Genomic DNA, 20113 nt, shown 5'->3' with positions numbered 1-20113 from the left:
ACTGTTGACCTCCAGTTAAGTGGAGTTCGTAGCGTCAGCGGCATGTTCGCGATTCGGCAGTACGAGTTCGGCCCGGCGGAGAACCTCAGGTTCGAGGAGGTTCCCGACCCGGAGCCCGCCGCGGGCCAGGTCCGCGTCACCGTGGCCGCCGCCGGCGTCCACCTCGTCGACACCACGATCCGCAAGGGCGGCTTCGGCCCGGTCGGCTTCCCGATGACGCCCGGACGTGAGGTCGCCGGCGTCGTCACCGCTCTCGGTGAGGACGTCGAGCCGGAGTGGCTCGGCCGCCGGGTCGTCGCGCACCTCGGGCAGGCGAACGGCGGCTACGCCGAGCTCGCCGTCGCGAGCGTCGGTGCCCTGCACGCGCTGCCCGACGACGTGTCGTTCGAGGCGGCGGTCGCGATGATCGGTACCGGCCGCACGGTGGTCGCGGTGCTCGACTCGGCGAAGCTCACGAAGGACGACGTCGTGCTGGTGACGTCGGCCGCGGGCGGGATGGGCGCGTTGTTCGTGCAGGAGGCGCGCAACGTCGGCGCCCAGGTCATCGGCCTCGCGAGCACCGAGAAGCTCGACCTCGTCATGGACAACGGCGCGGACGCCGCCATCGACTACACCCAGCCCGGCTGGGCGGACGGTCTCAAGGACATGACCGTGGTGCTGGACGGCGTCGGCGGTGAGGCGGGCGCGCTGGCGTTGAAGGCGCTCGGACCGGGCGGGCGGCACGTCATCTACGGCTGGGCGTCCGGGAGCATGACCGCGATCAGCACGGAGGCGTTGTTCGCGAACAGTCTCACCGCGACCGTCGCGCTCGGGCCCGGCCTGATGCGGCGCGGGCTGCGTGTGCTGGAGGACGAGTCGATGGCGGGGCTGGCGAGCGGCCGGTTCGTGCCGCTGGTCAACCCGCCGTTCGCGCTGAAGGACGCCCCGAAAGCGCACGAGGCACTGGAATCTCGTGCCACAGCGGGAAAAGTCGTGCTCAAGCCGTGAGAAAAGGGGCCGCCTCCTGACAACGGAAGCGGCCCCTCGTCCCCTCGGTCACGCCTGAACCGGCACCTCGACGTACTTCTTGCCCGCGAAGTTCTCGACCACCACGGACTGCACGTCCTTGGGGTCGACCAGCGCGGAACCGTCCAGGTTCGTGCCCTCGGCGGCGCCCTTCTTGGACACCACCCAGGAGCCTGCCTCCTGGCGGCTGCCGTCCTTCGAGACAACGAAGATCCGGCACTTCTCGCCTTCGGGAATGCCGTTGATCGCCATGTTCGTGCGGACCCATCCGGCGGCGGGGACGACCTTCACCGTCATCGACGCCTTCGTCACCGGGTCCGTGAACGTGGCGAGCCTGGTGCCCGCCGGGTCCGGTGCCACCGTCGGTGTGGGAAGGGCCGAGTTCACTTCGGGTGAAGTGGCCTTACCGACGAAGACTCCGGCGCCCAGCACCAACGCGGCCACTACGGCCGCCGCGGCACCAAGCGTGAACTGACGACGCCGTGCGACGCCACCTCGTTCCGAACGCACCTGGCGCAAGGTGCGCTGCAACAACAGATCGCCGCCCTCGGGCGGCCCGTCCAGCATGGCCTCCGGCGGCACCTCGCCGAGGAAGGCCTCCATGTCGCGGAGCTCTCCGAGTTCACGCGCGCATTCAGGGCAGGACGCCAGGTGCTCGTCCATCTCCCGCACCTCCTGCTCGTCCAGTGCTCCTAGAACGTAAGCACCGAGCAGTTGCGGGTCGTGCTGCGTGGTCATCCGGCCACCCCCTTCAGTGCGACCTTCTGACCTCCGAAGGTCTCCCTCAAGGCTCGCAACGCGTAATACGATCTGGATTTCACCGTTCCCGGTGGCACCCCGAGCGCCTGCGCCGCCTCCGTCACGCTCCGGCCGCGGAAGTAGATCTCCATCAGCACGTCGCGGTGGTCGGAGGACAGCCTGTCGAGCGCTTCGAGCACCACCACCGAGTCGACGACCTGGTCAGCGTGGTCGCGTTCGATCGGTGGCGTCGTCGGGGACTCCGCCACCTCCTGAGGGCGCGCCGCCTTCGCGCGCACCCTGTCGGTGACGATGTTGCGCGCCACCGTCAGCAACCAGCCGCGCACCGATCCCTTGCCGTTCACGAGGGCGTCGGGATGGCGCCACGCTCGGACCAGGGTCTCCTGGACCACGTCCTCGGCAGCCGCCCGATCGCCGGTCAACCGCGTCGCGTACGCCAGCAGCGCCCGACCGTGCTCCTCGTAGAGCGATCGGATCAGTGCCTCGTCGGCCGCGGTCTCCCGTTTGCGGGAGAACAAAGCCGCCATCCACCCACTCCTCCCCGCCCGCGAACACCTCTTGCGGGCGTCCTGTTCAAGACCTCAGCCGACACACGAGCGACAGAGAGCTTCGGTTCAACGGATTTGAACCAGAAAATGGAATTGACGGATGTTAGCGGGACCGGTTGAGGTGGCCGACCAGCTCCGCCATCTGCGCGTCCGGCATGACGTTGATGTACATGCCGTGGTCGGTGGCCGGGTCCCGCAGCTCCTCCTCGAAGCTGTCGATCGCGAACGGGTGACCTGGCGGGATGTCGTAGCCCACGGTGACGTGCAGCCGCGGGATGGGGAACGTCTTGGCCGGGCACATCCCGCCGGCCAGCGGGAACACCACGTGGGTGCGGTGCGAGGCGCTGTCGGTGTTGTTGCCGTCCCAGCAGCTGCCGAAGTCGTAGCTCCGCAACGTGGTCGCGTTGCCGCACAACGGATATTTCGTCGTGTAGCGGCCCGGCTGGTCCGAACAGCCCCACCGGGCGCGCGTGTCCGGGCCGTAGTCGTGGGTGAACGCCGACGGATCGCCGGTGATCAGGCGCAGGAACCGCGGCATCGGCAGAACGGCGCTCACCGGGCTGCCGTCGTACCGGATCTCCACGCTCTTCGGCCTGAGCACCTCACCGGTGTTGCCGTGCAGGCCGCCGCCGTCCGCGTGCGCGTCGTGGCCGGTGCCGTCGGTCAGGCGCAGCACGGGCCAGTAATAGGTCGAGAGGTCGTCCTTCTCGCACGTCGTGGACGCGGCCGCGAGAGAGGCATCGGTCGACTTGGCGTCGGCCGACTTGTTGCCGACGTACTCGTGGGTGTGGTGCGCGCCGAACGGGATGCCTGGTGAGACAACGGGGTTGTCGGCGTTGAGGTGACGTTCCTCGTTCGCACCGCACCGGATGACGACGTTCGGCGTCTTCGGTTCGGTGAGCACCTGGTCGAGCTCGCTGACGTACTGGTCAGAGGACGGCGCGCCGCTGGACGTGCCGTTGAGCAGGACCGCGGAGCCCGCGACGACGAGGACCGCGACCACCGCGACCGCGAGGGTCACCGGTTTGTTCCTGGCCACGGTCACAGCCTGCCAACCCGTTCGGGCAAACCAAAGTGGCCTGTCTCAACTGGGCCGGTCACCGCTGCTCCACGAGTTTCGCGTACGAACCGCGCAGGTGCTCCTCGGCCGCGCACCCTGCCTTCGCGGCGTCACCGGAACGCAGGACGGCGACCAGACCGGCGTGCTCCGGCACGACGTTGCCCTGGTAGGAGGGGTCGCCGACGATCCGCGCGAGCAGGAACAGGTGGACCTGACTGCGGATCGCCTGCCAGGCCTCCGTCAGTCGCCGATGGCCCGTCGCCGCGTACACGGCGTCGTGGAACTCGATGTCGAGCGCGACCCGTTCGGCGTCCGTGCGGGCAAGTTCCATTGCCCCGACAACCGCGTCGAGAGCGTCGAAATTCCGGGCTTTGACGGCCGCCGTCCGCATCGCGAGGACGTCCAGCGCCGTCCGCAGCGTGTAGAGCTCCTCGACGTCCTCCGGGTCCAGCGGACGCACCCACGTGCCGCGGTGCCACTCGGACACGACGAGACCCTCGCCTTCGAGCAGCACGAGCCCTTCGCGCACCGAACCGCGGCTGACACCGAGCTGACTCGCGAGCTCGACCTCTTTGAGTGCGCTGCCGGCGGCCAGTTCACCGCTCAGGATCGCGTCTCTGATCCGGTCCGCGGCCTCCCCCGCGACACCTTTGCGCAGGACCGGCCGGACAGCGGGGAGGGACATGTCCGAATGTTGACATCGTCGAAACGGGAGGGTCAAATTCCTGGGTCGAGTGTGGAAGGAAGTCGTCACGTGACCCAGACCGTCCCTCGTTTCCACCTCGCGGTGCCCGTCACCGACCTGGGGAAGACCCGCGCGTTCTACGGAGGCGTGCTGGGCTGCCCGGAAGGCCGGTCGAGCGACAGCTGGATCGACTGGAACCTCTTCGGCCATCAGTTCGTGACGCACCTGGTCCGGGGGCCGCGACCCGAGGCTGCGCACAACGCCGTCGACGGCCACGACGTGCCGGTGCCGCACTTCGGGGTGCTGCTCACCGTCGAGGCGTTCCTCCTGCTCGCGGACAAGCTGCAGGCGGCGGGCACGGAGTTCACGATCGCGCCCTACCGCCGGTTCGCCGGACAGCCCGGCGAGCAGTGGACCATGTTCTTCCGCGACCCGTCGGGGAACGCCATCGAGGTGAAGGCGTTCGCCGACGACTCGCAGGTCTTCGCGACCTGAGTCCTGCTCCTGCTCCGCGTCTGCACTACTGGGCGGTCACCAGCGGCCGCCGATCGTGGTTCACCACGCTGACCCCGGCCACGTCCCCTGCCCGCACCATCGCGGACCCGGCCAAGGTCACCTCACCGTCGTGCGCCCTCCACGAGCCGGCGGTGAAGGTTCGTCCGTCCTTCGTGTGCACGACCAGCCAGCAGGCTTCCCCGTCCTGCATCCCGTCGACCGTCGCGACCAGTTTCAGGCCACCCTCGGTGTCGGTGACCCGCACGGCCATGTGCGCGCCCGTCGACGAGGTCCCCTGCAAGAGCGCGTCGGCGGTGCCCCCCACCCCCAGGCCCTGGCCCATCCAGACGCCCCCGGCCAGCACTCCGGCGACCACGAGGGTCGACGACAGGGCCGTGATGCGGCCTCGGCGGCGCACGGCCTGATGTCTCTCTTCGCGGACTGTGCCCAGCGTGCGCTGGAGCAGGTGGTCCGCGTTCGGTGGAGGCCCGTCGAGCGTGGCCTCTGGTGGCAGTTCTTCCATCAGCATGTCGTTCTCGTTCAACTCGTTGGTGCCCAGGACGTTCGGTGCCATGCGCTGGCGGACGCGGCAATGGACACGGTTACGCGGAACGATTCACTCAAATTTCTCCTTCTCCAGTCCCGCGTACAGCGGTGACCAACACCTTCAAAACGAGCCGTGGAGGAAGTTGGTTCAACGCAGATACAAGGACGTTGTGCAGCCCACACGAGACGGTTGACCTGGGGCTCCAGCAGCTCCTACGCTCTCATATATGATGTATGACCGGGTGGGAGCACTTCCGGCGTCCCGGACGGACTTCGTTCTGGAATCGATCAAAGAAGCGATTCTTTATGGAAAGCTGAAGCCCGGACAGGCGCTCGTCGAAACGGATCTCGCCGCGACGCTCAACGTCTCGAAGACGCCCGTGCGCGAGGCGCTCAAGACGCTCGCCGGGTCGGGGCTCGTCGTGATGAGCCCGTACAAGGGGGCCACGGTCCGCACGGTCGACGCCGAGATGGCCTCGTCCGTCTACGACGTGCGGATGCTGATGGAACCCGAGGCGCTGCGCCGTTCCGTCGCGCTGGGGGCCGACTTCGCCGAGGCCCGATCGGCGTTGGACGACACCTCTGACCTGGCCAGGCGCAGTCTGGCCAACCGCCGCTTCCACCGCGCGCTCTACGCAGGGTGCGGCAACCCGTTGATGGTCCAGATCCTCGACGGGCTGCGCGACCAGGCCGCGTTGATCACCGTCGCGGGCTGGGGCATCAGCCCGACCTGGGACGCCGAGGACGCCGAGCACCGCGCGATCCTCGTCGCGGCCGAGGAGGGGTTCGGCGACGCCGCGGCCGACCTGCTCCGCCGCCACATCCAGACCTTCGCCGACCGAGTAGTCGAGGAGCTTCCCGATGTCGTTCGATGACCTCACCGAACAACTGGCGTCCGTCGTGGCGATCACCGTGACCCCGTTCGACGCGGACGGGGCGATCGACGAGAAGAACTACGCCGCGATCGTGGACCGGATGGTCGACGGCGGAGTCTCGGTCGTGACGCCCAACGGCAACACGAGCGAGTTCTACACGTTGTCCTCCGCCGAGACGGAGCGCGCGCTGCAGATCACCGTGGACGCCGTCGGGGACCGTGCCTCGATCGTCGCCGGGGTCGGACACGACCTGTCGTCCGCCGTCACCGCCGCACGGTTCGCGGACCGGGCCGGCGCTCAGGGGATCATGATCCACCAGCCGGTGCACCCGTACGTCTCGCTGGACGGGTGGGTCGACTACCACCGGACGATCGCCTCCTCGGTGCCCGAACTGAGCGTGGTCCTCTACGTGCGGAACCCGCGGATCGGCGGCGCGCAGATCGCCGCGCTGGCGGACGCGTGCCCGAACGTCGTCGGCGTGAAGTACGCGGTGCCGGATCCGGTGCGGTTCGCGTCGGTCGCGCGGGACGCCGGGCTGGAGCGGCTGACGTGGGTCGCCGGGCTGGCCGAGCTGTCGGCGCCGGGGTACTTCGCGGTCGGGGCCTCCGGGTTCACCTCGGGGCTCGCGAACGTGGCGCCGCAACTGTCGGTGCAGATGTTCCGTTGTTTGCAGGCCGGTGAGTTCGGTGCGGCGATGGAGTTCTGGGAGTTCATCCGGAAGTTCGAGGAGATGCGGGCAGCGTCCGAGTCGGCGAACAACGTGTCCGTGGTGAAGGAAGCGTTGGCGCAGCTCGGTTTGTGCCGTCGGGACGTGCGTCCGCCTGCTTCGGTTCTGTCCGAGGCTGATCGTTCTGCCGTGGGTGTGCTGCTGAACTCGTGGAGTCTGCTGTGACGTTCACCCAGAAGAAGCTTCGGAGCGCTGCGTGGTTCGAGGGTGAGGGGCTGCGGGCGTTCTCGCACAACGCCCGCATGCGGCAGCTCGGCATGAATCCAGGTGAGCACCTCGGCAAGCCCGTCATCGCGATCCTGAACACGTGGAGCGGCATCAACCCGTGCCACATGCATCTGCGGGAACGGGCTCAGCAGGTCGAGCGCGGGGTGTGGGAGGCGGGCGGCTATCCGTTGGAGTTCCCGGTTTCCACGTTGTCGGAGACGTACCAGAAGCCGACTCCGATGATGTACCGGAACATGCTGTCGATGGAGACCGAGGAGATCCTCCGCTCCTACCCCGTCGACGGCTGCGTGCTGATGGGCGGCTGCGACAAGACGACGCCGGCATTGCTGATGGGGGCGGCTTCCGCCGGATTGCCAACGGTGTTCGTGCCGGCCGGGCCGATGCTGCGCGGGAACTGGCGGGGCGAGAAGCTCGCGTCCGGCACGGACATGTGGCGGTTCTGGGACGAGAAGCGGGCGGGCACGATCTCGTCCTCGGACTGGGCCGAGATCCAGTCCGGGCTGGCCCGCTCCCCCGGCACGTGCATGACGATGGGCACCGCCTCGACGATGACGGCCGCGGCGGAGGCGTTGGGGCTGACTCTGCCCGGGGCGTCGTCGATTCCGGCCGTCGACTCGGCGCACTACCGGATGGCGGCCGCGTCCGGCATGCGCGTGGTCGAGATGGTGCGCGAGGGGCTGACGATCGACGACGTGGTGTCGGCGGAGGCCTACGAGGACGCGATCCGGACCGTGCTGGCGCTCGGCGGGTCCACGAACTCGTACATCCACCTGATCGCGATGGCCGGGCGGTCGCGGATCCCGTTGTCGCTGGACGACTTCGACCGGCTGTCGCGCGAGGTGCCGGTGCTGGCCTCGGTGCAGCCCGCCGGTGAGCACCTGATGGAGGACTTCTACTACGCGGGCGGGCTGCGCGGGCTGCTGTCGCGGTTGCGGGAGTCGTTGCACCTCAAGCGGATCACGGTGACGGGACGGACGTTCGGCGAGGATCTCGAAGGCGCCGAGGTGTACGACTCCTCGGTGATCCGGACCCTGGACGACCCGATCTCCCCCGAGGGCGGACTGGCTGTGCTGCGGGGCAATCTGGCTCCTGACGGCGCGGTGATCAAGTACGTGGCGGCTGATCCCGCGTTGTGGCGGCACACCGGGCCCGCCGTGGTCTTCCACGGCTACAAGGATCTACAGGCACGGATCAATGACGCTTCGCTGGAAGTCACGAAGGATTCGGTGATCGTGCTGGCCGGTGGCGGCCCGAAGGGCGGGCCCGGCATGCCGGAATACGGGATGCTGCCCATCCCGGACAAGCTGCTGCGCGAGGGTGTCCGGGACGTGGTGCGCGTGTCGGACGCGCGGATGAGCGGAACTTCTTATGGCGCATGCGTTCTGCACGTGGCACCAGAGGCGCACGTCGGCGGGCCGCTGGCGTTGGTGCGGGACGGCGACCTCGTGACGCTGGACGTCGAGGCGCGGGTGTTGCGCGTGGAGATCTCCGACGAGGAGATGGCGCGTCGCCGGGACGCGTGGACACCGCCGCCACCGAAGTTCGAACGCGGGTACGGCGCTTTGTACTACGAGCACATCACGCAGGCCAACGAGGGCTGCGACTTCGAGTTCCTGTCACGCCCCGGTGCGAATCCGGAGCCCAACGCCCACTGAGTCCTATTTGGACTCGATGCGGCCCTGCTCGGTGGCCACGTCCTGCCAGTCGGTGGTCCCGAGCAGCTGACCGCGCAGGTAGGCCGTGGTGAGCTGCTGCACGACCGCGACCCGTTCGGGACTCTCGTCCGTGGTCTCGGCGACGTCGTACCCGGAGACGCCGCCGAACCCGTGCTCCGCGCCGAACAGCGTGAGCAGGTCCTTCGGGCCGGGCGCCAGGTGGTACGGGTCCGCGTGCCAGTCCGGCCCCATGGTGGTCAGGTGCTCGGAAGCGTCCGCGTCACCGGCGACGACGAGGGCGGGCGCGGTCATCTCGCTGAAGTCCACGGTCTGCATGAAGGAGTAGTTCTCCTTCACCACGTCGGTGACGGCGTCACCGCGGCCGGTCGCGCCGAGCAGCACGCCCGCCTTGATCCGGTCGTCCCGCAGACTCACGCCCTCGGTCTTCATGCCCAGCAGCAGGCTCGCGGTGTGGCCGCCCATCGAGTGGCCGACGACGGCGATCTTCGTGCGGTCCCAGCGGTTCTGCAGCTGCGGCACGACCTTCTCGATCTCGTCGAGCCGGTCGATGACGTGCGACATGTCCTCGGCCCGTTCGCGCCAGAACATCGGCGCGCCGGGCGTGGTGGCGGGCAGGTTCAAGCTTCGAGAGCTGAGGTGGGTCGGCTGCAGGACGACGAAGCCCTGCTCGGCCCAGTGGTTCGCGAGCGGCGCGTAGCCGTTCAGCGAGGACAGGTGGTTCGAGTAGCCCTGCCCGTGCGAGAGCAGCAGGATCGGCAGGCCGACGCCCTCGGTCGGCGCGGAGACCTTCACCTGCAGGTCAACGGGCCTGCCGGGAACGTCGAGAACGACAGGGCTCACCGTGAAGACGGTCATGGGGTTCCCTTCGAGTACAGTCACTCAAGCGGAGCGACGTTCCGGAACGATACGGAGCACTGTTCCGCTTTGTCAACCGTCCGCGAAGGGAGCGCGCGTGCCACCACGCAAGCGAGCCGACGCCGTGCGCAACGAGCAGACCCTGCTCACGGCTGCAGCCGAGGTGTTCGTCAGGTCCGGCGTCGACGCGCCGATCCGCGAGATCGCGGCCGAGGCCGGTGTCGGCATGGGCACGATCTACCGCCACTTCCCCACCCGCGCGGACCTGGTCGTGGCCGTCTACCGGCACCAGGTCGAGGCGTGCGCGGAGGCCGGACCCGTGTTGTTGTCCACTTCGGACTCGGCGTTCGCGGCTTTGCGGGCGTGGATCGACCTGTTCGTGGACTTCCTGGTGACCAAGCACGGGCTGGCGAACGCGCTGCAGTCGGACAGCAGCGGGTTCGAGTCGCTGCACGCGTACTTCCTGGACCGGCTCGGGCCGGTGTGCGAGTCGCTGCTCTCGGCGGCGGCCGAGGCCGGGGAGATCCGGGACGACGTGCGGCCGTTCGAGCTGATGCGCGGCATCGGGAACCTGTGCATCGGGCGCGACGACGATCCGCGCTACGACCCGCGCAGGCTGATCTCGCTGCTGCTGAGCGGGTTGACGGTCAGAAGATCTTGACGATGCGGTCGATGCCGTTCTCGTCCCGCACCACGAGTTCCCTGCCCTCGCGCATCTGCGCCTCCAGGAACTCGTAGAGCTGCACGGCCCGGTTGACGATGTCGACCTTCTTCATACCGGTGCGCGCCTGGAGCTTGGCCAGCGCGGCGGCCGAGTCCGCGATCAACGCGACGTTGACGCGTTCGACGACGGCCGGCTTGCCCTGCTCGGTTCCCATACATCCATCCTTGCACACTTTTGACACAGAAAATGTGGCGAATCGGTTGCGGACGACCGGCGGTACGGGGCTATCCTGAGGGCGGACCGCGACGCGAGGTTTGGTGTTCCGGGGGACGCGAAACATCGCGACACGGTCCCCCGGTCGCCGCGTTCAAGGTGAGCGCAACGGTTGTGCCGGGCAGAGGGAGACACTTGTGAACACAGGTGTTGTGACTCCGGACCTGGGCGAGCCGGAGCCGAACGACGAGCCTGGCGACACGGCACAGCTGCGCATCGAGTTCGACGACAAAGCCGTGGACGTGAGAGGACCGTCGGGCCGGTTGCACGAACTGACCGACTCGATGTCGCTGACCGTCGCCACCATCGGTGGCACGGCCGGGCCGACACTGGCGTTGGGAGCACTTCCCGACGGAACTCCGGTGTGGGCGACGGGGGCCGTGGTCGGTGCGCAACTGGTGTTCCTGGCGTACGTGGTCACCACGATCTACGTGCGCCGCCGGCGGACCCGGTCCGCCTGACGACGATGAGGGGCACTCCACGCGGAGTGCCCCTCAAGGCGTTGCTAGTTCAGCGCCACCTTCAACAACTTCGTGGAGCTGTTGCCCGCCGTGGAGTCCTTGTCCCCGTTGGACGTCGTGACCCACAGCGACCCGTCCGGCGCGGGCTCCGGGGTGCGGAGCCTGCCGTAGGTGCCCTGGAAGTGCGACGTCGTGGTGCCGACCGACGAGCCGCTGATCTGCATGCGGTACAGGCGTTCGCCGCGCAGGGCCGCGAGGAACAGCACGTCGTTCACGATCGCGAGGCCCGAGGGTGAGGCCGAGCCGACCGAGAAGGTCTTCTTCGGTGCCAGGAAGCCGCCGCAGGAACCGCCGGTGCCCTCGCAGGACGGCCAGCCGTAGTTGCCGCCCTTCTGCAGCAGGTTGACCTCGTCCTGGCTGCCGTCGCCGAGCTCCGCCTGCCACATGCGGCCCTGCGAGTCCACCGCGAGGCCTTGGACGTTGCGGTGGCCCAGAGTCCAGACGTAGCGGGCGTTACCGCCCTCGGCGAAGAACGGGTTGTCCGAGGGTGCGGAGCCGTCCGCGTTCAGGCGCAGGACCTTGCCGCCCAGGGACTGCCTGTTCTGCGGGTTGTTCTTGTTCTGGCCGTCGCCGGTGCCCGCGTAGAGCTTGCCGTCGGCACCGAAGCGCAGGCGGCCGCCGTTGTGGAACTTGTTGCGCGGGATGCCGGTCAGCAGCGTCGTCCAGCCGGTGAGCGAGTTGTTCTCGATCTTGGCCCGCACGATCCGGTTGTCGCCGGAAGCCGTGTGGTAGACGTAGATCAGGCCGTCCGAGGCGAACGACGGCGACAGCTCGATGCCCAGCAGGCCACCCTCGCCGTTCGTGCCGGAGACGCCGGGAACCTTGCCCAGTGTGGTCTTCTGGCCCGACGGCGTGATCTTCACGATGTCCTGCGCGTCGCGGCGGGCGTAGATCCCGTCGCCGTTCGGCAGGAACGCGAGGCCCCACGGCACGTCGTTGTCGGTCGCGATCTGGGTGACGGCACCGACCTGGTCGCCGCCGGAACGGGTCTTGACGGTCAGCGCGTTCGACGCGGGCGAGGCGTTGCCCACCGCGTCGAAGGCCTTGACGGTGAAGGTGTACTCGGTGTTCGCACTGCGGCCGCCGATCGTGGCGGACGTGCCGGTCGCGTCACCGACCTTCGTCGCGCCCGTGTAGATCTCGTAGCGGGTCACGCCGACGTTGTCGGTCGACGGGTCCCACGCCAGTGACACGGAGTTCGCCGTGACGCCGGTGGAACGGAGGTTCTTCGGCGCGGTCGGCGGGGTCGGGTCCTCCTGCGCGGGCGGCGTCTTGAACTCCGCGGTGTTCGAGGCCTGCGAGACGTTGCCCGCGGCGTCCCGCGCGTTGACGTAGAAGCCGTAGGTGACGTTGGGCCGCAGCCCGGTCATGACCGTCGTGAGATCCGTCGCGGGCACCGACTTCTGGAACTGGCCCAGGTTGTAGATGTCGTAGGCGGTGACGGCGACGTTGTCCGTCGCGGCCTTCCACGTCAGCTTCGCCGAGTCGGGCTTGACGTCCGAGGCGACGAGATCGCTGGGGGGCGACGGCGGCTCGGCGTCGACAGGGCCGGTGTTGCCGAAGACCTGGAACTCCTGCAAGGAGTAGCCGTACGACGTGCCCGTGCGGCAGCGAGTGGTGCCGTACACGCGGACGTAGCGGCCGCGACCGGTGACCGTCAGGTCCTCGACTCCGCCCTTGCCGTCGGCGGTCGTGTGGATCGGTGTCCACGTGGAGTCGTTGTCCGAGGTCTCGACCCGATACGCCTTGGCGCACGAGAGGTCCCACTGCAGCCGGACGCGGCTGATGGTCGCGGACGCGCCGAGGTCGACGCGGATCCACGCGGGGTCGGTGTTCGACTTGCTGGCCCAGCGCGTCGCCGTGTTGCCGTCGACGGCGTTGCGAGGCGCGTAGTTCGCGCCGCCGGACGCCGACTCGGTCGCCGGTTTTCCTTGGGACAGCAGGACATCCGCGGCGGAGGCTGAAGGCGCGGCGGAGACGAGCGAGCTCATCGCCACTGCGAGTGCGGTGACCAGGATGCCGGTTCTCGCCGGCAACCGCCGTGAACGGGGTGCCACAGAAGCCTCCCACTTTCGTTGGGAACGGATTGTGCGGCGGCGGCATTGCGTTCGACCCGGCGGCGGGTGTACGAGTGTTACAGAAAAACCGTAAACGTTTTCGCGCGCCAGGTCCAGAGTCAGTTAGGGAGCCATGAGATGCGCTGGACAATGAAGTTGCGGCTCGTCATCCCCGCCCTCCTGCTCGTCACGGCGTGTGGTGCGCCGGAAGCCCCCCAGGCGCAGGACGCGCCCTCCTCCGTCCCCGACAAGCCGTCGAAACCGGTCGAGCTCAACGTGCTCGACGTCGCCGGCAACCTGCAGCTCACGCAGGGCATGATCGACGATTTCGTCAAGGCGCATCCCGATGTCGTGTCGAAGGTGAACGCCACCAAGGCGACGGCGCCGGACATGCCGGGCAAGCTCAAGGCCGAGCAGAACTCGGGCACCTCGCAGACCCATCTGGTGCTTACCGGAACCGACGGCCTGGCGAGCGTCATCGAGCAGAAACTCGTCCACACCGTGCTCCCCGAATATTCGGCGAGGCTCCCGAAGCTCGAAGACGTGTACCTTCCCGCCGCCAACGAGATGCAGAAGCTCGCGCAGAACCAGGGCGTCGCGATCACCTACTACCCGGCCGGCCCGCTGCTCGAGTACGACCCGGCGAAGGTGCCCGCTCCCCCGTCGTCTCCCGCCGAGCTGCTGGAGTGGGCGAAGGCGCACCCCGGCAAGTTCCAGTACGCGCGGCCCGCGAACTCCGGTCCCGGCAGGACGTTCCTCATGGGACTGCCGTACCTGCTGGGGGACAAGGATCCCAAGGACCCGGAGAACGGCTGGGACAAGACCTGGGCGTACCTGAAGGAACTGGGCCAGTACGTCGACAACTACCCCGGCGGCACGACCGACGTCATGAAGAACCTCGCGAACGGCACGTCGTGGATGGTCGCCTCGACCACCGGCTGGGACATCAACCCGCGCGTGCTCGGCTCGGTGCCGGAGGGCATGAAGATCGCGACGTTCAAGGACTTCCACTGGGTCACCGACGCGCACTACGCCGTGATCCCCAAGGGCGTCTCCGCGGACGTGCTGTCGGCGAACCTGGCTCTGATCAAGTTCATGCTGGAGCCGCAGCAACAGGCGAAGGCCTACGACAAGGGCTACTTCTACCCCGGTCCCGCGGTCAAGGGCGTCACGCTGGACATGGCGCCGAAGGAGTCGCAGGAGGCCATCGCCAGGTTCGGCCGCGCCGAGTACGACAGGTTGATCGAGGAGAACCCGAAGGAGCAGTCGCTGCCGGCCACGGCGCAGGTGAAGGCGTTCCAGCGGTGGGACCGAGAGATCGGCAAGAAGTGAGGTTCGCGGAACTGCACCTGGATCACGTGCGGCGGGCGTTCGGTGACACCGTTGCCCTGCAGGGCATGGATCTCACGATCAAGGGCGGCGAGTTCGTCGCCCTGCTCGGCCCGTCCGGGTGCGGCAAGTCGACGGCGCTCAACTGCCTGGCGGGACTGCTGCCGCTCACCGGCGGGCGGATCACGTTGGACGGCAAGCGGATCGACGACCTGCCGCCGGAGAAACGCGGGTTCGGCATGGTCTTCCAGAACTACGCGCTGTTCCCGCACATGTCGGTGCGGCGCAACATCGCGTTCGGGCTGTCCATGCGCAAGACTCCCAAGGCCGAGCTGAACCGGCGGGTGGACGAGGCCGTGCGACTCGTGCAACTGGAGGAGCACCAGCACAAGTTCCCGGCCCAGCTCAGCGGCGGGCAGCAGCAACGGGTGGCGATCGCCCGCGCGATCGTGCTGGAACCGCCTTTGGTGCTGATGGACGAACCGCTGTCCAATCTGGACGCGGCGCTGCGGCTGGAGATGCGCACGGAGATCCGGCGGCTGCACCAGTCGCTCGGGCTCACCACCGTCTACGTCACGCACGACCAGGAGGAGGCGCTGGCCCTCGCCGACCGGCTCGTGGTGCTACGGCTCGGCGAGGTGCAGCAGGTCGGCTCACCGGAGGAGGTCTACGCGCACCCGGTGAACCGGTACGTGGCCGGGTTCATGGGCTACCGCAACATGATTCCGGTGACCGTCGCGTCCCAGGACGGCGAACGCACGACCGTCCACACCGGAGACGGGGTGAAGCTCGTCGGCGTCAACCGGGAAGAGCTCGGGCTGGAGGCCGTGGCGGCGGTGCGGCCAGAGGACTTCGCGTTGGTCGGGAAATCCGGTGAGAACACGCTCGAAGCTGTGGTCGAGATCGTCGAGTACCACGGACGCGAGCAGGCGGTGGAGGCTCGGCTGCGCGACGGGTCACCGTTGCACGTCCGGACGAACTCCCGGCTGGCGCCCGGCGACACGATCATGCTGAAGGTGCCGGTCGAACGCGTGCTGGTGTTCTCATGACCGCGGTACTCGAGCGGGCGTCGCTGCGGCACCGGCTCGCCGAGAAAGGCGTCGACCGCGTGCTGTGGCTGCTGGTGCCGGGCGCGGTCTTCGTGGTGCTGCTGTTCGTCTACCCGTTCCTGTACGGGTTGCAGCTGTCGTTCCAGCCCAAGGGCGGCGGCAGCCCGTTCCAGAACTACGTCACCTTCTTCTCGGACCCCTACCTGGCGGAGACCGTCTGGATCACCCTGCGGCTCGGGCTGCCCGCGGCGTTGTTCAACGTGCTGGCGTCGATCCCGATCGCGTTCCGGATGCGCGGGCGGTTCCGGGGCAAGCGGGCGCTCACGACGGTCCTGGTCGTGCCGATCACGCTCGGCACCGTGCTGACGGCGGAGGGACTGCTCGCGTTCTTCGGGCCCGCCGGGTGGTTCAACCGCATCTGGACGGCGCTGGGCGCGGACGAACCGGCGAAGCTCACCCACAACTACTGGGGTGTGCTGTTCAGCCTGGTCATCACCGGGTTCCCGTTCGCGTTCCTGCTGACGCTCTCGTACCTCTCCGGCATCGACCCGACGCTGGAACAGGCCGCGGCGACGCTGGGCGCCTCGCGCCGGCAGCGGTTCCGGACGATCACCATGCCGCTGCTGGCGCCAGGGCTCGCCGTCACGTTCTGCCTGTCGTTCGTGCTGGCGTTCAGCGTGTTCCCCAGTGCGGTCATGGTCGGCGACCCGGTCGGCGAGACGCACGTGATGTCGATCGCCGCGTACGAGACGGCGTTGCGGGACAACGACTTCGCGCTGGGATCGGCCATCGCGATGCTGATGGCGCTGGTGATGCTGATCGTGATCGGCGTGGTGCTGATCTGGCGCACGTCCCTGTACCGCGGCGCGACGGGAGGCAAGGGATGAGGCTCACCGCTCGGCCTGTTGTATGGCTGACCTGGGGCGCTCTGGCGTTTTTCATGCTCAATCTGGTCGGCATCGTCGGCGCGGTCGTCACGAACTCGTTCGCGGAGACGTGGTTCGGCACCTGGCTGCCCGACGGCTACACGGGCAAGTGGTACGGCGAGGCGTGGCGCGACTACCGGTTGCTGGACGTGCTGGTCGTGACGTTCCAGGTCGCGCTGTCGGTCGTGGCCATCTCCGTCCTCGTCGGAGTTCCTACGGCCTACGCGCTGGCGCGGCGCAACTTCCCCGGCAAGAAGCTGCTCAACGTGCTGTTCCTGCTGCCGATCCTGATGCCGCCGATGACGTACGGCATCCCGCTCGCCACCGTGCTGTACAAGTTCCACCTGGCGGGCAGCATGTTCGGGGTGATCGCGGCGAACCTCGTGCCGGCCGTGCCGTTCGTCGTGCTGACGATGACGCCGTTCATCGAGCAGATCGACACGAAGATCGAGTCGGCGGCGCGGATGTGCGGCGCCTCGACGTTCGCGATCTTCACCCGCGTGCTGGCGCCGTTGCTCGTGCCGGGCGTCCTCGCGGCGTCGATCCTGGTGCTGGTGAGGACGGTCGGCATGTTCGAGCTGACGTTCCTCACGGCGGGTCCCGCCAGCCAGACCCTGGTCGTGTCGCTGTACGAGGCCATGTCGTCGGCGGGCATCCGGCCACAGCAGATGGTGGACTCGATGGCGGTGATCTACACGGGGTCGATGTTGGTGTTGCTGGTGATCGCGCTTAGGTTTGTGAACCCGACCCAGCTCGTGACCAGACTCAAGGACCCTTCTTGATGCCTGACCCGTCATGATTGTTTCAACCGGCAGTTGAGGGTGAGGTATCCGTGGCAGTCACCATCCGCGACGTGGCTCGCAGGGCGCACGTATCGGTAGCCACCGTTTCGCGTGCGCTGACGTCTCCTGAGCTCGTGCGCCCGGAGACCAGATCGCGTGTGCTGGCTGCCGCGACCGAGCTCGGCTACCAGCCCAACCGGGCTGCCCGCGGGCTCATCACGGGCAAGACGGGCAACATCGGCATCGTCGTGCCCGACCTCGACAACCCGTTCTTCACGGGCGTGCTCAAGGCCGTGCAGGCGCGGGCGATGCAGGCCGACTACGCGGTGTTCGTGGCGGACAGCGACGAGGACCCGGTCGCCGAGGCGAAGCTCGTGCACGCGATGGCGAAGCAGGTCGACGGCGTCGTGTTGTGCGCACCGGGCCTGGAGGACTCCCAGGTCTACGAGGTGGCCGGTGCGACGTCGCTGGTGCTGCTGAACCGGCGCCTGCCCGGCGTGCCCGCCGCGTTGATGGACTCGGCGGGCGGGATGCACGCCGTCATCGACCACCTCGTCGCATTGGGACACCACCGGATCGCTTACCTCAACGGGCCTCGCACGTCATGGTCCAACCAGGAGCGTCGCCGCGGGTTGATGAAGGCGGTCGCACAGCACAAGGTGGACCTGGTCGACCTCGGCCCGTTCGCGCCGCGCTACGAGGGCGGCCTGCAGGCGGCCGATCTGGCCGTGGCGGCCGACACGACGGCGATCGTGGCCTACAACGACATCATGGCGCTGGGCGTGCTGGCACGGCTGCGGGATCGCGGCATCTCCGTGCCCGGTGACGTGTCGGTGACCGGGTTCGACGATCTCACGTACGCCGCGCTGTGCTCGCCCGCGTTGACAACGGTGGCAATGCCGGTGGCGCAGGCCGGCCGCACCGCCGTGAACCTGTTGCTCGACTGGCTCGACTCGGACAACACCGAGGTGCCGCAGATCGTGGCGGAGACGCAACTGATCGTGCGCGGCACCACCACTCCCCCTCGAAAGTGAAAAGTGCCGTGGCCCGAAGAGAGCCACGGCACTGGAAGCAAGGCGGCCCCGGCAGGGCGTCTGGGGGGAGTACGCCTGAGCCGGGGCCGCGAAGCGGCTGGGCCCGAGGGGGGAGGGGGCCTAGCGCCGCTTGATGTCCCACTCTGCCCTGAGCGGAAGAATTCCGCCAGGGTGGATGTACCTGTTTTTGGATTTCTCGTACGTACGGGTTACTCGTAGAGCCCTTCGTACAACCCAGAGTGAAGGCGATGTACAACGTTGCGTTTGACCTTCAACGTTGGGGTGAGCTCCCCTTCCTCCTGCGACAGATCCCTGGTGAGCAGCACGAACTTCTTCACCTGGGAAACACTGGCGAAGTGCGAGTTGGCTTCGTCGACAACTTCCTGCACGAGCGTTCGCACGTCCGGGTGACCCACCAATGATTCGACGTCGGACGGCAGTCCACGCGCCGTCGCCCACGGCACGATCTCGTCCGCGTCGAGTGTGATCAGGGCCACACAGTACGGCTTGCGGTCGCCGAACAGGACGGCGTGCGAGATCCAGCGGGACTGGCGCAGCACGTTCTCCACGTTCGCCGGCGCGATGTTCTTGCCGCCCGCGGTGATGATGATGTCCTTCTTGCGACCCGTGATCGTCACGAAGCCGTCCGCGTCGATCTCGCCCAGGTCACCGGTGTGCAGCCAGCCGTCCCGCAGCGTCTCGGCGGTGGCCTCGTCGTTGCGCCAGTAGCCCGCGAAGACGTGCGGGCCGCGCATCAGCAGCTCACCGTCCTCCCCCAGCGACATCTCCAGGCCGGCCACGCCGGACGCGCCGACCGAGCCGAGCTTGAAGCGGCCGAGCGTGTTGATGGTGCCCACGGCCGTGGACTCGGTCATGCCGTAGCCCTCCAGCACCGGCACCCCGGCCGCGTGGAAGAACTGCAGCACCTCACGCGAGATCGGCGCGGCGCCGGACAACGCCTGCACGAGCCGGCCGCCGAACACCGCGCGCACGTTGGCGAACAGCGCGTCGACCTGGTCGAACGCGGCCGCCATTTCCGGCGGTACCGATTCACCCGTCGAACGCCTGCGCCGCACTTCCAGACCGAGCGTCACGGCCTGCGCGAGCTGCTCCGGGGGCACGCTCGACGTGACGAACGTGTAGATCTTCTCGAAAATGCGCGGGACGGACGGCAGGAACGTCGGCCGGACCTCGGCCAGTTCCGGCACGATCGCCTTCATGTCGCCGCCGAAGTAAGCCAGCGCACCGCCTCGGTACATCGTTCCGAACATGATGATCTGGGCGAAGACGTGCGCGAGCGGGAGGAACAGGTAAACGGTTCCGGTCATCGCGTCGATGCGGGCTTCTTCCGCGACACGACAAAGTGCGACCCAGTTCGCGTTGGTGAGAACGCAGCCCTTGGGCGGGCCGGTGGTGCCCGAGGTGTAGATGATCAGGCTCGGGTCCTCGGGCCTGATCGCGGCACGGCGGACGTCCAGCACGTCGGCCAGCGGCGAGGTGCGGCCGGTGTCCTGCAGATCCGCGATCCTCGGCCGGTCGCCCGCGGGGTCGATCGAGAACACCGAGCGCAGTTCGGGCAGTTCGGTGCTGACGACCTCGACCTTGACGCACTGCTCCTCGTTCTCCGCCACCACGATCGACGCGCCGGAGTCGCCGACCACCCAGGCGATCTCCTCGGGCGTGCTCGACGGGTAGATCGGCACGATGATGCCGCCCGCCGCGAGCACGGCCAGTTCGACCGCCGTCCACTCCGGACGGGTGTTCGCGAGCACGCAGACCCGGTCACCCGCCTCCAGTCCGGCGTGGACGAACCCGGACGCGAGATCCAGCACCAGTTCGGAGATCTCGGCGTAGGTCTGCTCGCGCCACTGTCCGTCCTGCTTGAACCGCCACGCCACCGCGTCGCCGTACGCCTGCTCCGCGAGGAACGGCAGGTCGGCTATCCGGCGGATGGTCTGCACCGCGTTCGGGATGGTGACACCGGCGGTCATGGCGGCTCCTAGACGCACTGAGTGTTTC

Annotated in this window: 21 protein-coding genes; 12 read left to right on the top strand and 9 right to left on the bottom strand. The window is 68.1% G+C overall.

All coding sequences use genetic code 11. The features are described 5' to 3' along the window. Positions 1-42: 42 nt before the first annotated feature. Positions 43-987, top strand: a complete 945-nt coding sequence (locus SK854_RS31685) for a zinc-binding dehydrogenase (RefSeq protein WP_319978797.1) — start codon at positions 43-45, stop codon at positions 985-987. 48 nt (positions 988-1035) lie between these two features. Here the strand turns inward: SK854_RS31685 and SK854_RS31680 are convergent, their stop codons facing one another. The 4 genes from SK854_RS31680 to SK854_RS31665 all read right to left on the bottom strand — a co-directional run bounded on the left by SK854_RS31680 (position 1036) and on the right by SK854_RS31665 (position 4057). Continuing rightward, positions 1036-1743, bottom strand: coding sequence for an anti-sigma factor family protein (locus SK854_RS31680; protein ID WP_319978796.1), 708 nt, complete (start codon positions 1741-1743; stop codon positions 1036-1038). Next, on the bottom strand, positions 1740-2291 hold the full coding sequence (locus SK854_RS31675) for a sigma-70 family RNA polymerase sigma factor (protein ID WP_319978795.1): 552 nt from the start codon (positions 2289-2291) through the stop codon (positions 1740-1742). Before SK854_RS31675 ends, SK854_RS31680 begins: the two co-directional genes overlap by 4 nt. A 124-nt stretch (positions 2292-2415) precedes the next feature. Continuing rightward, entirely contained in the window at positions 2416-3351 is a 936-nt protein-coding gene (locus tag SK854_RS31670; RefSeq protein ID WP_319978794.1) for a DUF1996 domain-containing protein, read from the bottom strand. A 58-nt stretch (positions 3352-3409) separates the two neighbouring features. Next, positions 3410-4057 carry a GntR family transcriptional regulator gene (locus tag SK854_RS31665; RefSeq protein WP_319978793.1) on the bottom strand — a complete coding sequence of 216 codons (648 nt, stop codon included), beginning with the start codon at positions 4055-4057 and terminating at the stop codon, positions 3410-3412. 69 nt (positions 4058-4126) lie between these two features. Here SK854_RS31665 and SK854_RS31660 point away from each other — a divergent pair, with 69 nt between their 5' ends. Beyond that, positions 4127-4552 carry a VOC family protein gene (locus SK854_RS31660; RefSeq protein WP_319978792.1) on the top strand — a complete coding sequence of 142 codons (426 nt, stop codon included), beginning with the start codon at positions 4127-4129 and terminating at the stop codon, positions 4550-4552. Between the two features lie 25 nt (positions 4553-4577). Here the strand turns inward: SK854_RS31660 and SK854_RS31655 are convergent, their stop codons facing one another. After that, the gene (locus SK854_RS31655) at positions 4578-5126 is read right to left on the bottom strand and encodes an anti-sigma factor (protein WP_319978791.1); all 549 of its coding nucleotides are present in this window, start codon (positions 5124-5126) and stop codon (positions 4578-4580) included. A gap of 199 nt (positions 5127-5325) precedes the next feature. Between SK854_RS31655 and SK854_RS31650 the strand changes: the two genes are divergently transcribed. Genes SK854_RS31650 through araD form a run of 3 tightly spaced genes read left to right on the top strand, consistent with a single transcriptional unit; the run spans position 5326 to position 8583 of the window. Then, positions 5326-5973, top strand: coding sequence for a GntR family transcriptional regulator (locus SK854_RS31650; RefSeq protein WP_319978790.1), 648 nt, complete (start codon positions 5326-5328; stop codon positions 5971-5973). Further along, positions 5960-6865 carry a dihydrodipicolinate synthase family protein gene (locus SK854_RS31645; protein WP_319978789.1) on the top strand — a complete coding sequence of 302 codons (906 nt, stop codon included), beginning with the start codon at positions 5960-5962 and terminating at the stop codon, positions 6863-6865. Before SK854_RS31650 ends, SK854_RS31645 begins: the two co-directional genes overlap by 14 nt. Beyond that, positions 6862-8583, top strand: a complete 1722-nt coding sequence (gene araD, locus SK854_RS31640; RefSeq protein ID WP_319978788.1) for an L-arabinonate dehydratase — start codon at positions 6862-6864, stop codon at positions 8581-8583. The genes SK854_RS31645 and araD overlap by 4 nt, the downstream gene beginning before the upstream one ends. A 3-nt stretch (positions 8584-8586) precedes the next feature. Here the strand turns inward: araD and SK854_RS31635 are convergent, their stop codons facing one another. After that, positions 8587-9459, bottom strand: a complete 873-nt coding sequence (locus SK854_RS31635) for an alpha/beta hydrolase family protein (protein ID WP_406601851.1) — start codon at positions 9457-9459, stop codon at positions 8587-8589. A 97-nt stretch (positions 9460-9556) separates the two neighbouring features. On the opposite strand from SK854_RS31635, the gene SK854_RS31630 reads away from it, so the two are divergent. Continuing rightward, a complete protein-coding gene (locus tag SK854_RS31630) occupies positions 9557-10120 on the top strand; it encodes a TetR/AcrR family transcriptional regulator (protein ID WP_319978786.1) in 564 nt (187 codons plus the stop codon). Here SK854_RS31630 and SK854_RS31625 read toward each other — a convergent pair. Continuing rightward, entirely contained in the window at positions 10107-10337 is a 231-nt protein-coding gene (locus tag SK854_RS31625; protein ID WP_319978785.1) for a ribbon-helix-helix domain-containing protein, read from the bottom strand. The genes SK854_RS31630 and SK854_RS31625 overlap by 14 nt on opposite strands. Positions 10338-10533: 196 nt before the next feature. Between SK854_RS31625 and SK854_RS31620 the strand changes: the two genes are divergently transcribed. Further along, positions 10534-10857, top strand: a complete 324-nt coding sequence (locus tag SK854_RS31620; RefSeq protein WP_319978784.1) for a hypothetical protein — start codon at positions 10534-10536, stop codon at positions 10855-10857. Between the two features lie 44 nt (positions 10858-10901). Here the strand turns inward: SK854_RS31620 and SK854_RS31615 are convergent, their stop codons facing one another. Continuing rightward, positions 10902-12974 carry a PQQ-dependent sugar dehydrogenase gene (locus SK854_RS31615; RefSeq protein ID WP_319978783.1) on the bottom strand — a complete coding sequence of 691 codons (2073 nt, stop codon included), beginning with the start codon at positions 12972-12974 and terminating at the stop codon, positions 10902-10904. Between the two features lie 138 nt (positions 12975-13112). On the opposite strand from SK854_RS31615, the gene SK854_RS31610 reads away from it, so the two are divergent. From SK854_RS31610 to SK854_RS31590, 5 genes are read left to right on the top strand one after another with little or no spacing between them, the layout of a single operon-like run. Then, positions 13113-14306, top strand: coding sequence for an extracellular solute-binding protein (locus tag SK854_RS31610; RefSeq protein WP_319978782.1), 1194 nt, complete (start codon positions 13113-13115; stop codon positions 14304-14306). Beyond that, complete coding sequence (locus SK854_RS31605) at positions 14303-15352, top strand: ABC transporter ATP-binding protein (protein WP_319978781.1); 1050 nt, start codon at positions 14303-14305, stop codon at positions 15350-15352. Before SK854_RS31610 ends, SK854_RS31605 begins: the two co-directional genes overlap by 4 nt. Then, the gene (locus tag SK854_RS31600; RefSeq protein WP_319978780.1) at positions 15349-16239 is read left to right on the top strand and encodes an ABC transporter permease; all 891 of its coding nucleotides are present in this window, start codon (positions 15349-15351) and stop codon (positions 16237-16239) included. Before SK854_RS31605 ends, SK854_RS31600 begins: the two co-directional genes overlap by 4 nt. Next, complete coding sequence (locus SK854_RS31595) at positions 16236-17060, top strand: ABC transporter permease (protein ID WP_319978779.1); 825 nt, start codon at positions 16236-16238, stop codon at positions 17058-17060. The genes SK854_RS31600 and SK854_RS31595 overlap by 4 nt, the downstream gene beginning before the upstream one ends. 50 nt (positions 17061-17110) lie before the next feature. Further along, the gene (locus SK854_RS31590; protein ID WP_319978778.1) at positions 17111-18094 is read left to right on the top strand and encodes a LacI family DNA-binding transcriptional regulator; all 984 of its coding nucleotides are present in this window, start codon (positions 17111-17113) and stop codon (positions 18092-18094) included. 209 nt (positions 18095-18303) lie between these two features. Here SK854_RS31590 and SK854_RS31585 read toward each other — a convergent pair whose 3' ends face one another. After that, the gene (locus SK854_RS31585) at positions 18304-20085 is read right to left on the bottom strand and encodes an AMP-dependent synthetase/ligase (RefSeq protein WP_319978777.1); all 1782 of its coding nucleotides are present in this window, start codon (positions 20083-20085) and stop codon (positions 18304-18306) included. Positions 20086-20113 lie beyond the last annotated feature (28 nt).

This window comes from Lentzea sokolovensis, from assembly GCF_033949975.1.
Taxonomy (GTDB): domain Bacteria; phylum Actinomycetota; class Actinomycetes; order Mycobacteriales; family Pseudonocardiaceae; genus Lentzea; species Lentzea sokolovensis.
This window is presented reverse-complemented; position numbering and strand designations above follow the sequence as displayed.

Bases quoted from the DNA above. Each gene is read 5' to 3' on its own strand.
- SK854_RS31685 (WP_319978797.1), top strand. From the start codon at position 43: ATGTTCGCGATTCGGCAGTACGAGTTCGGCCCGGCGGAGAACCTCAGG.
- SK854_RS31680 (WP_319978796.1), bottom strand. From the start codon at position 1,743: ATGACCACGCAGCACGACCCGCAACTGCTCGGTGCTTACGTTCTAGGA.
- SK854_RS31675 (WP_319978795.1), bottom strand. From the start codon at position 2,291: ATGGCGGCTTTGTTCTCCCGCAAACGGGAGACCGCGGCCGACGAGGCA.
- SK854_RS31665 (WP_319978793.1), bottom strand. From the start codon at position 4,057: ATGTCCCTCCCCGCTGTCCGGCCGGTCCTGCGCAAAGGTGTCGCGGGG.
- SK854_RS31655 (WP_319978791.1), bottom strand. From the start codon at position 5,126: ATGGCACCGAACGTCCTGGGCACCAACGAGTTGAACGAGAACGACATG.
- SK854_RS31650 (WP_319978790.1), top strand. From the start codon at position 5,326: ATGATGTATGACCGGGTGGGAGCACTTCCGGCGTCCCGGACGGACTTC.
- SK854_RS31645 (WP_319978789.1), top strand. From the start codon at position 5,960: ATGTCGTTCGATGACCTCACCGAACAACTGGCGTCCGTCGTGGCGATC.
- SK854_RS31635 (WP_406601851.1), bottom strand. From the start codon at position 9,459: ATGACCGTCTTCACGGTGAGCCCTGTCGTTCTCGACGTTCCCGGCAGG.
- SK854_RS31625 (WP_319978785.1), bottom strand. From the start codon at position 10,337: ATGGGAACCGAGCAGGGCAAGCCGGCCGTCGTCGAACGCGTCAACGTC.
- SK854_RS31610 (WP_319978782.1), top strand. From the start codon at position 13,113: ATGCGCTGGACAATGAAGTTGCGGCTCGTCATCCCCGCCCTCCTGCTC.
- SK854_RS31600 (WP_319978780.1), top strand. From the start codon at position 15,349: ATGACCGCGGTACTCGAGCGGGCGTCGCTGCGGCACCGGCTCGCCGAG.
- SK854_RS31595 (WP_319978779.1), top strand. From the start codon at position 16,236: ATGAGGCTCACCGCTCGGCCTGTTGTATGGCTGACCTGGGGCGCTCTG.
- SK854_RS31585 (WP_319978777.1), bottom strand. From the start codon at position 20,085: ATGACCGCCGGTGTCACCATCCCGAACGCGGTGCAGACCATCCGCCGG.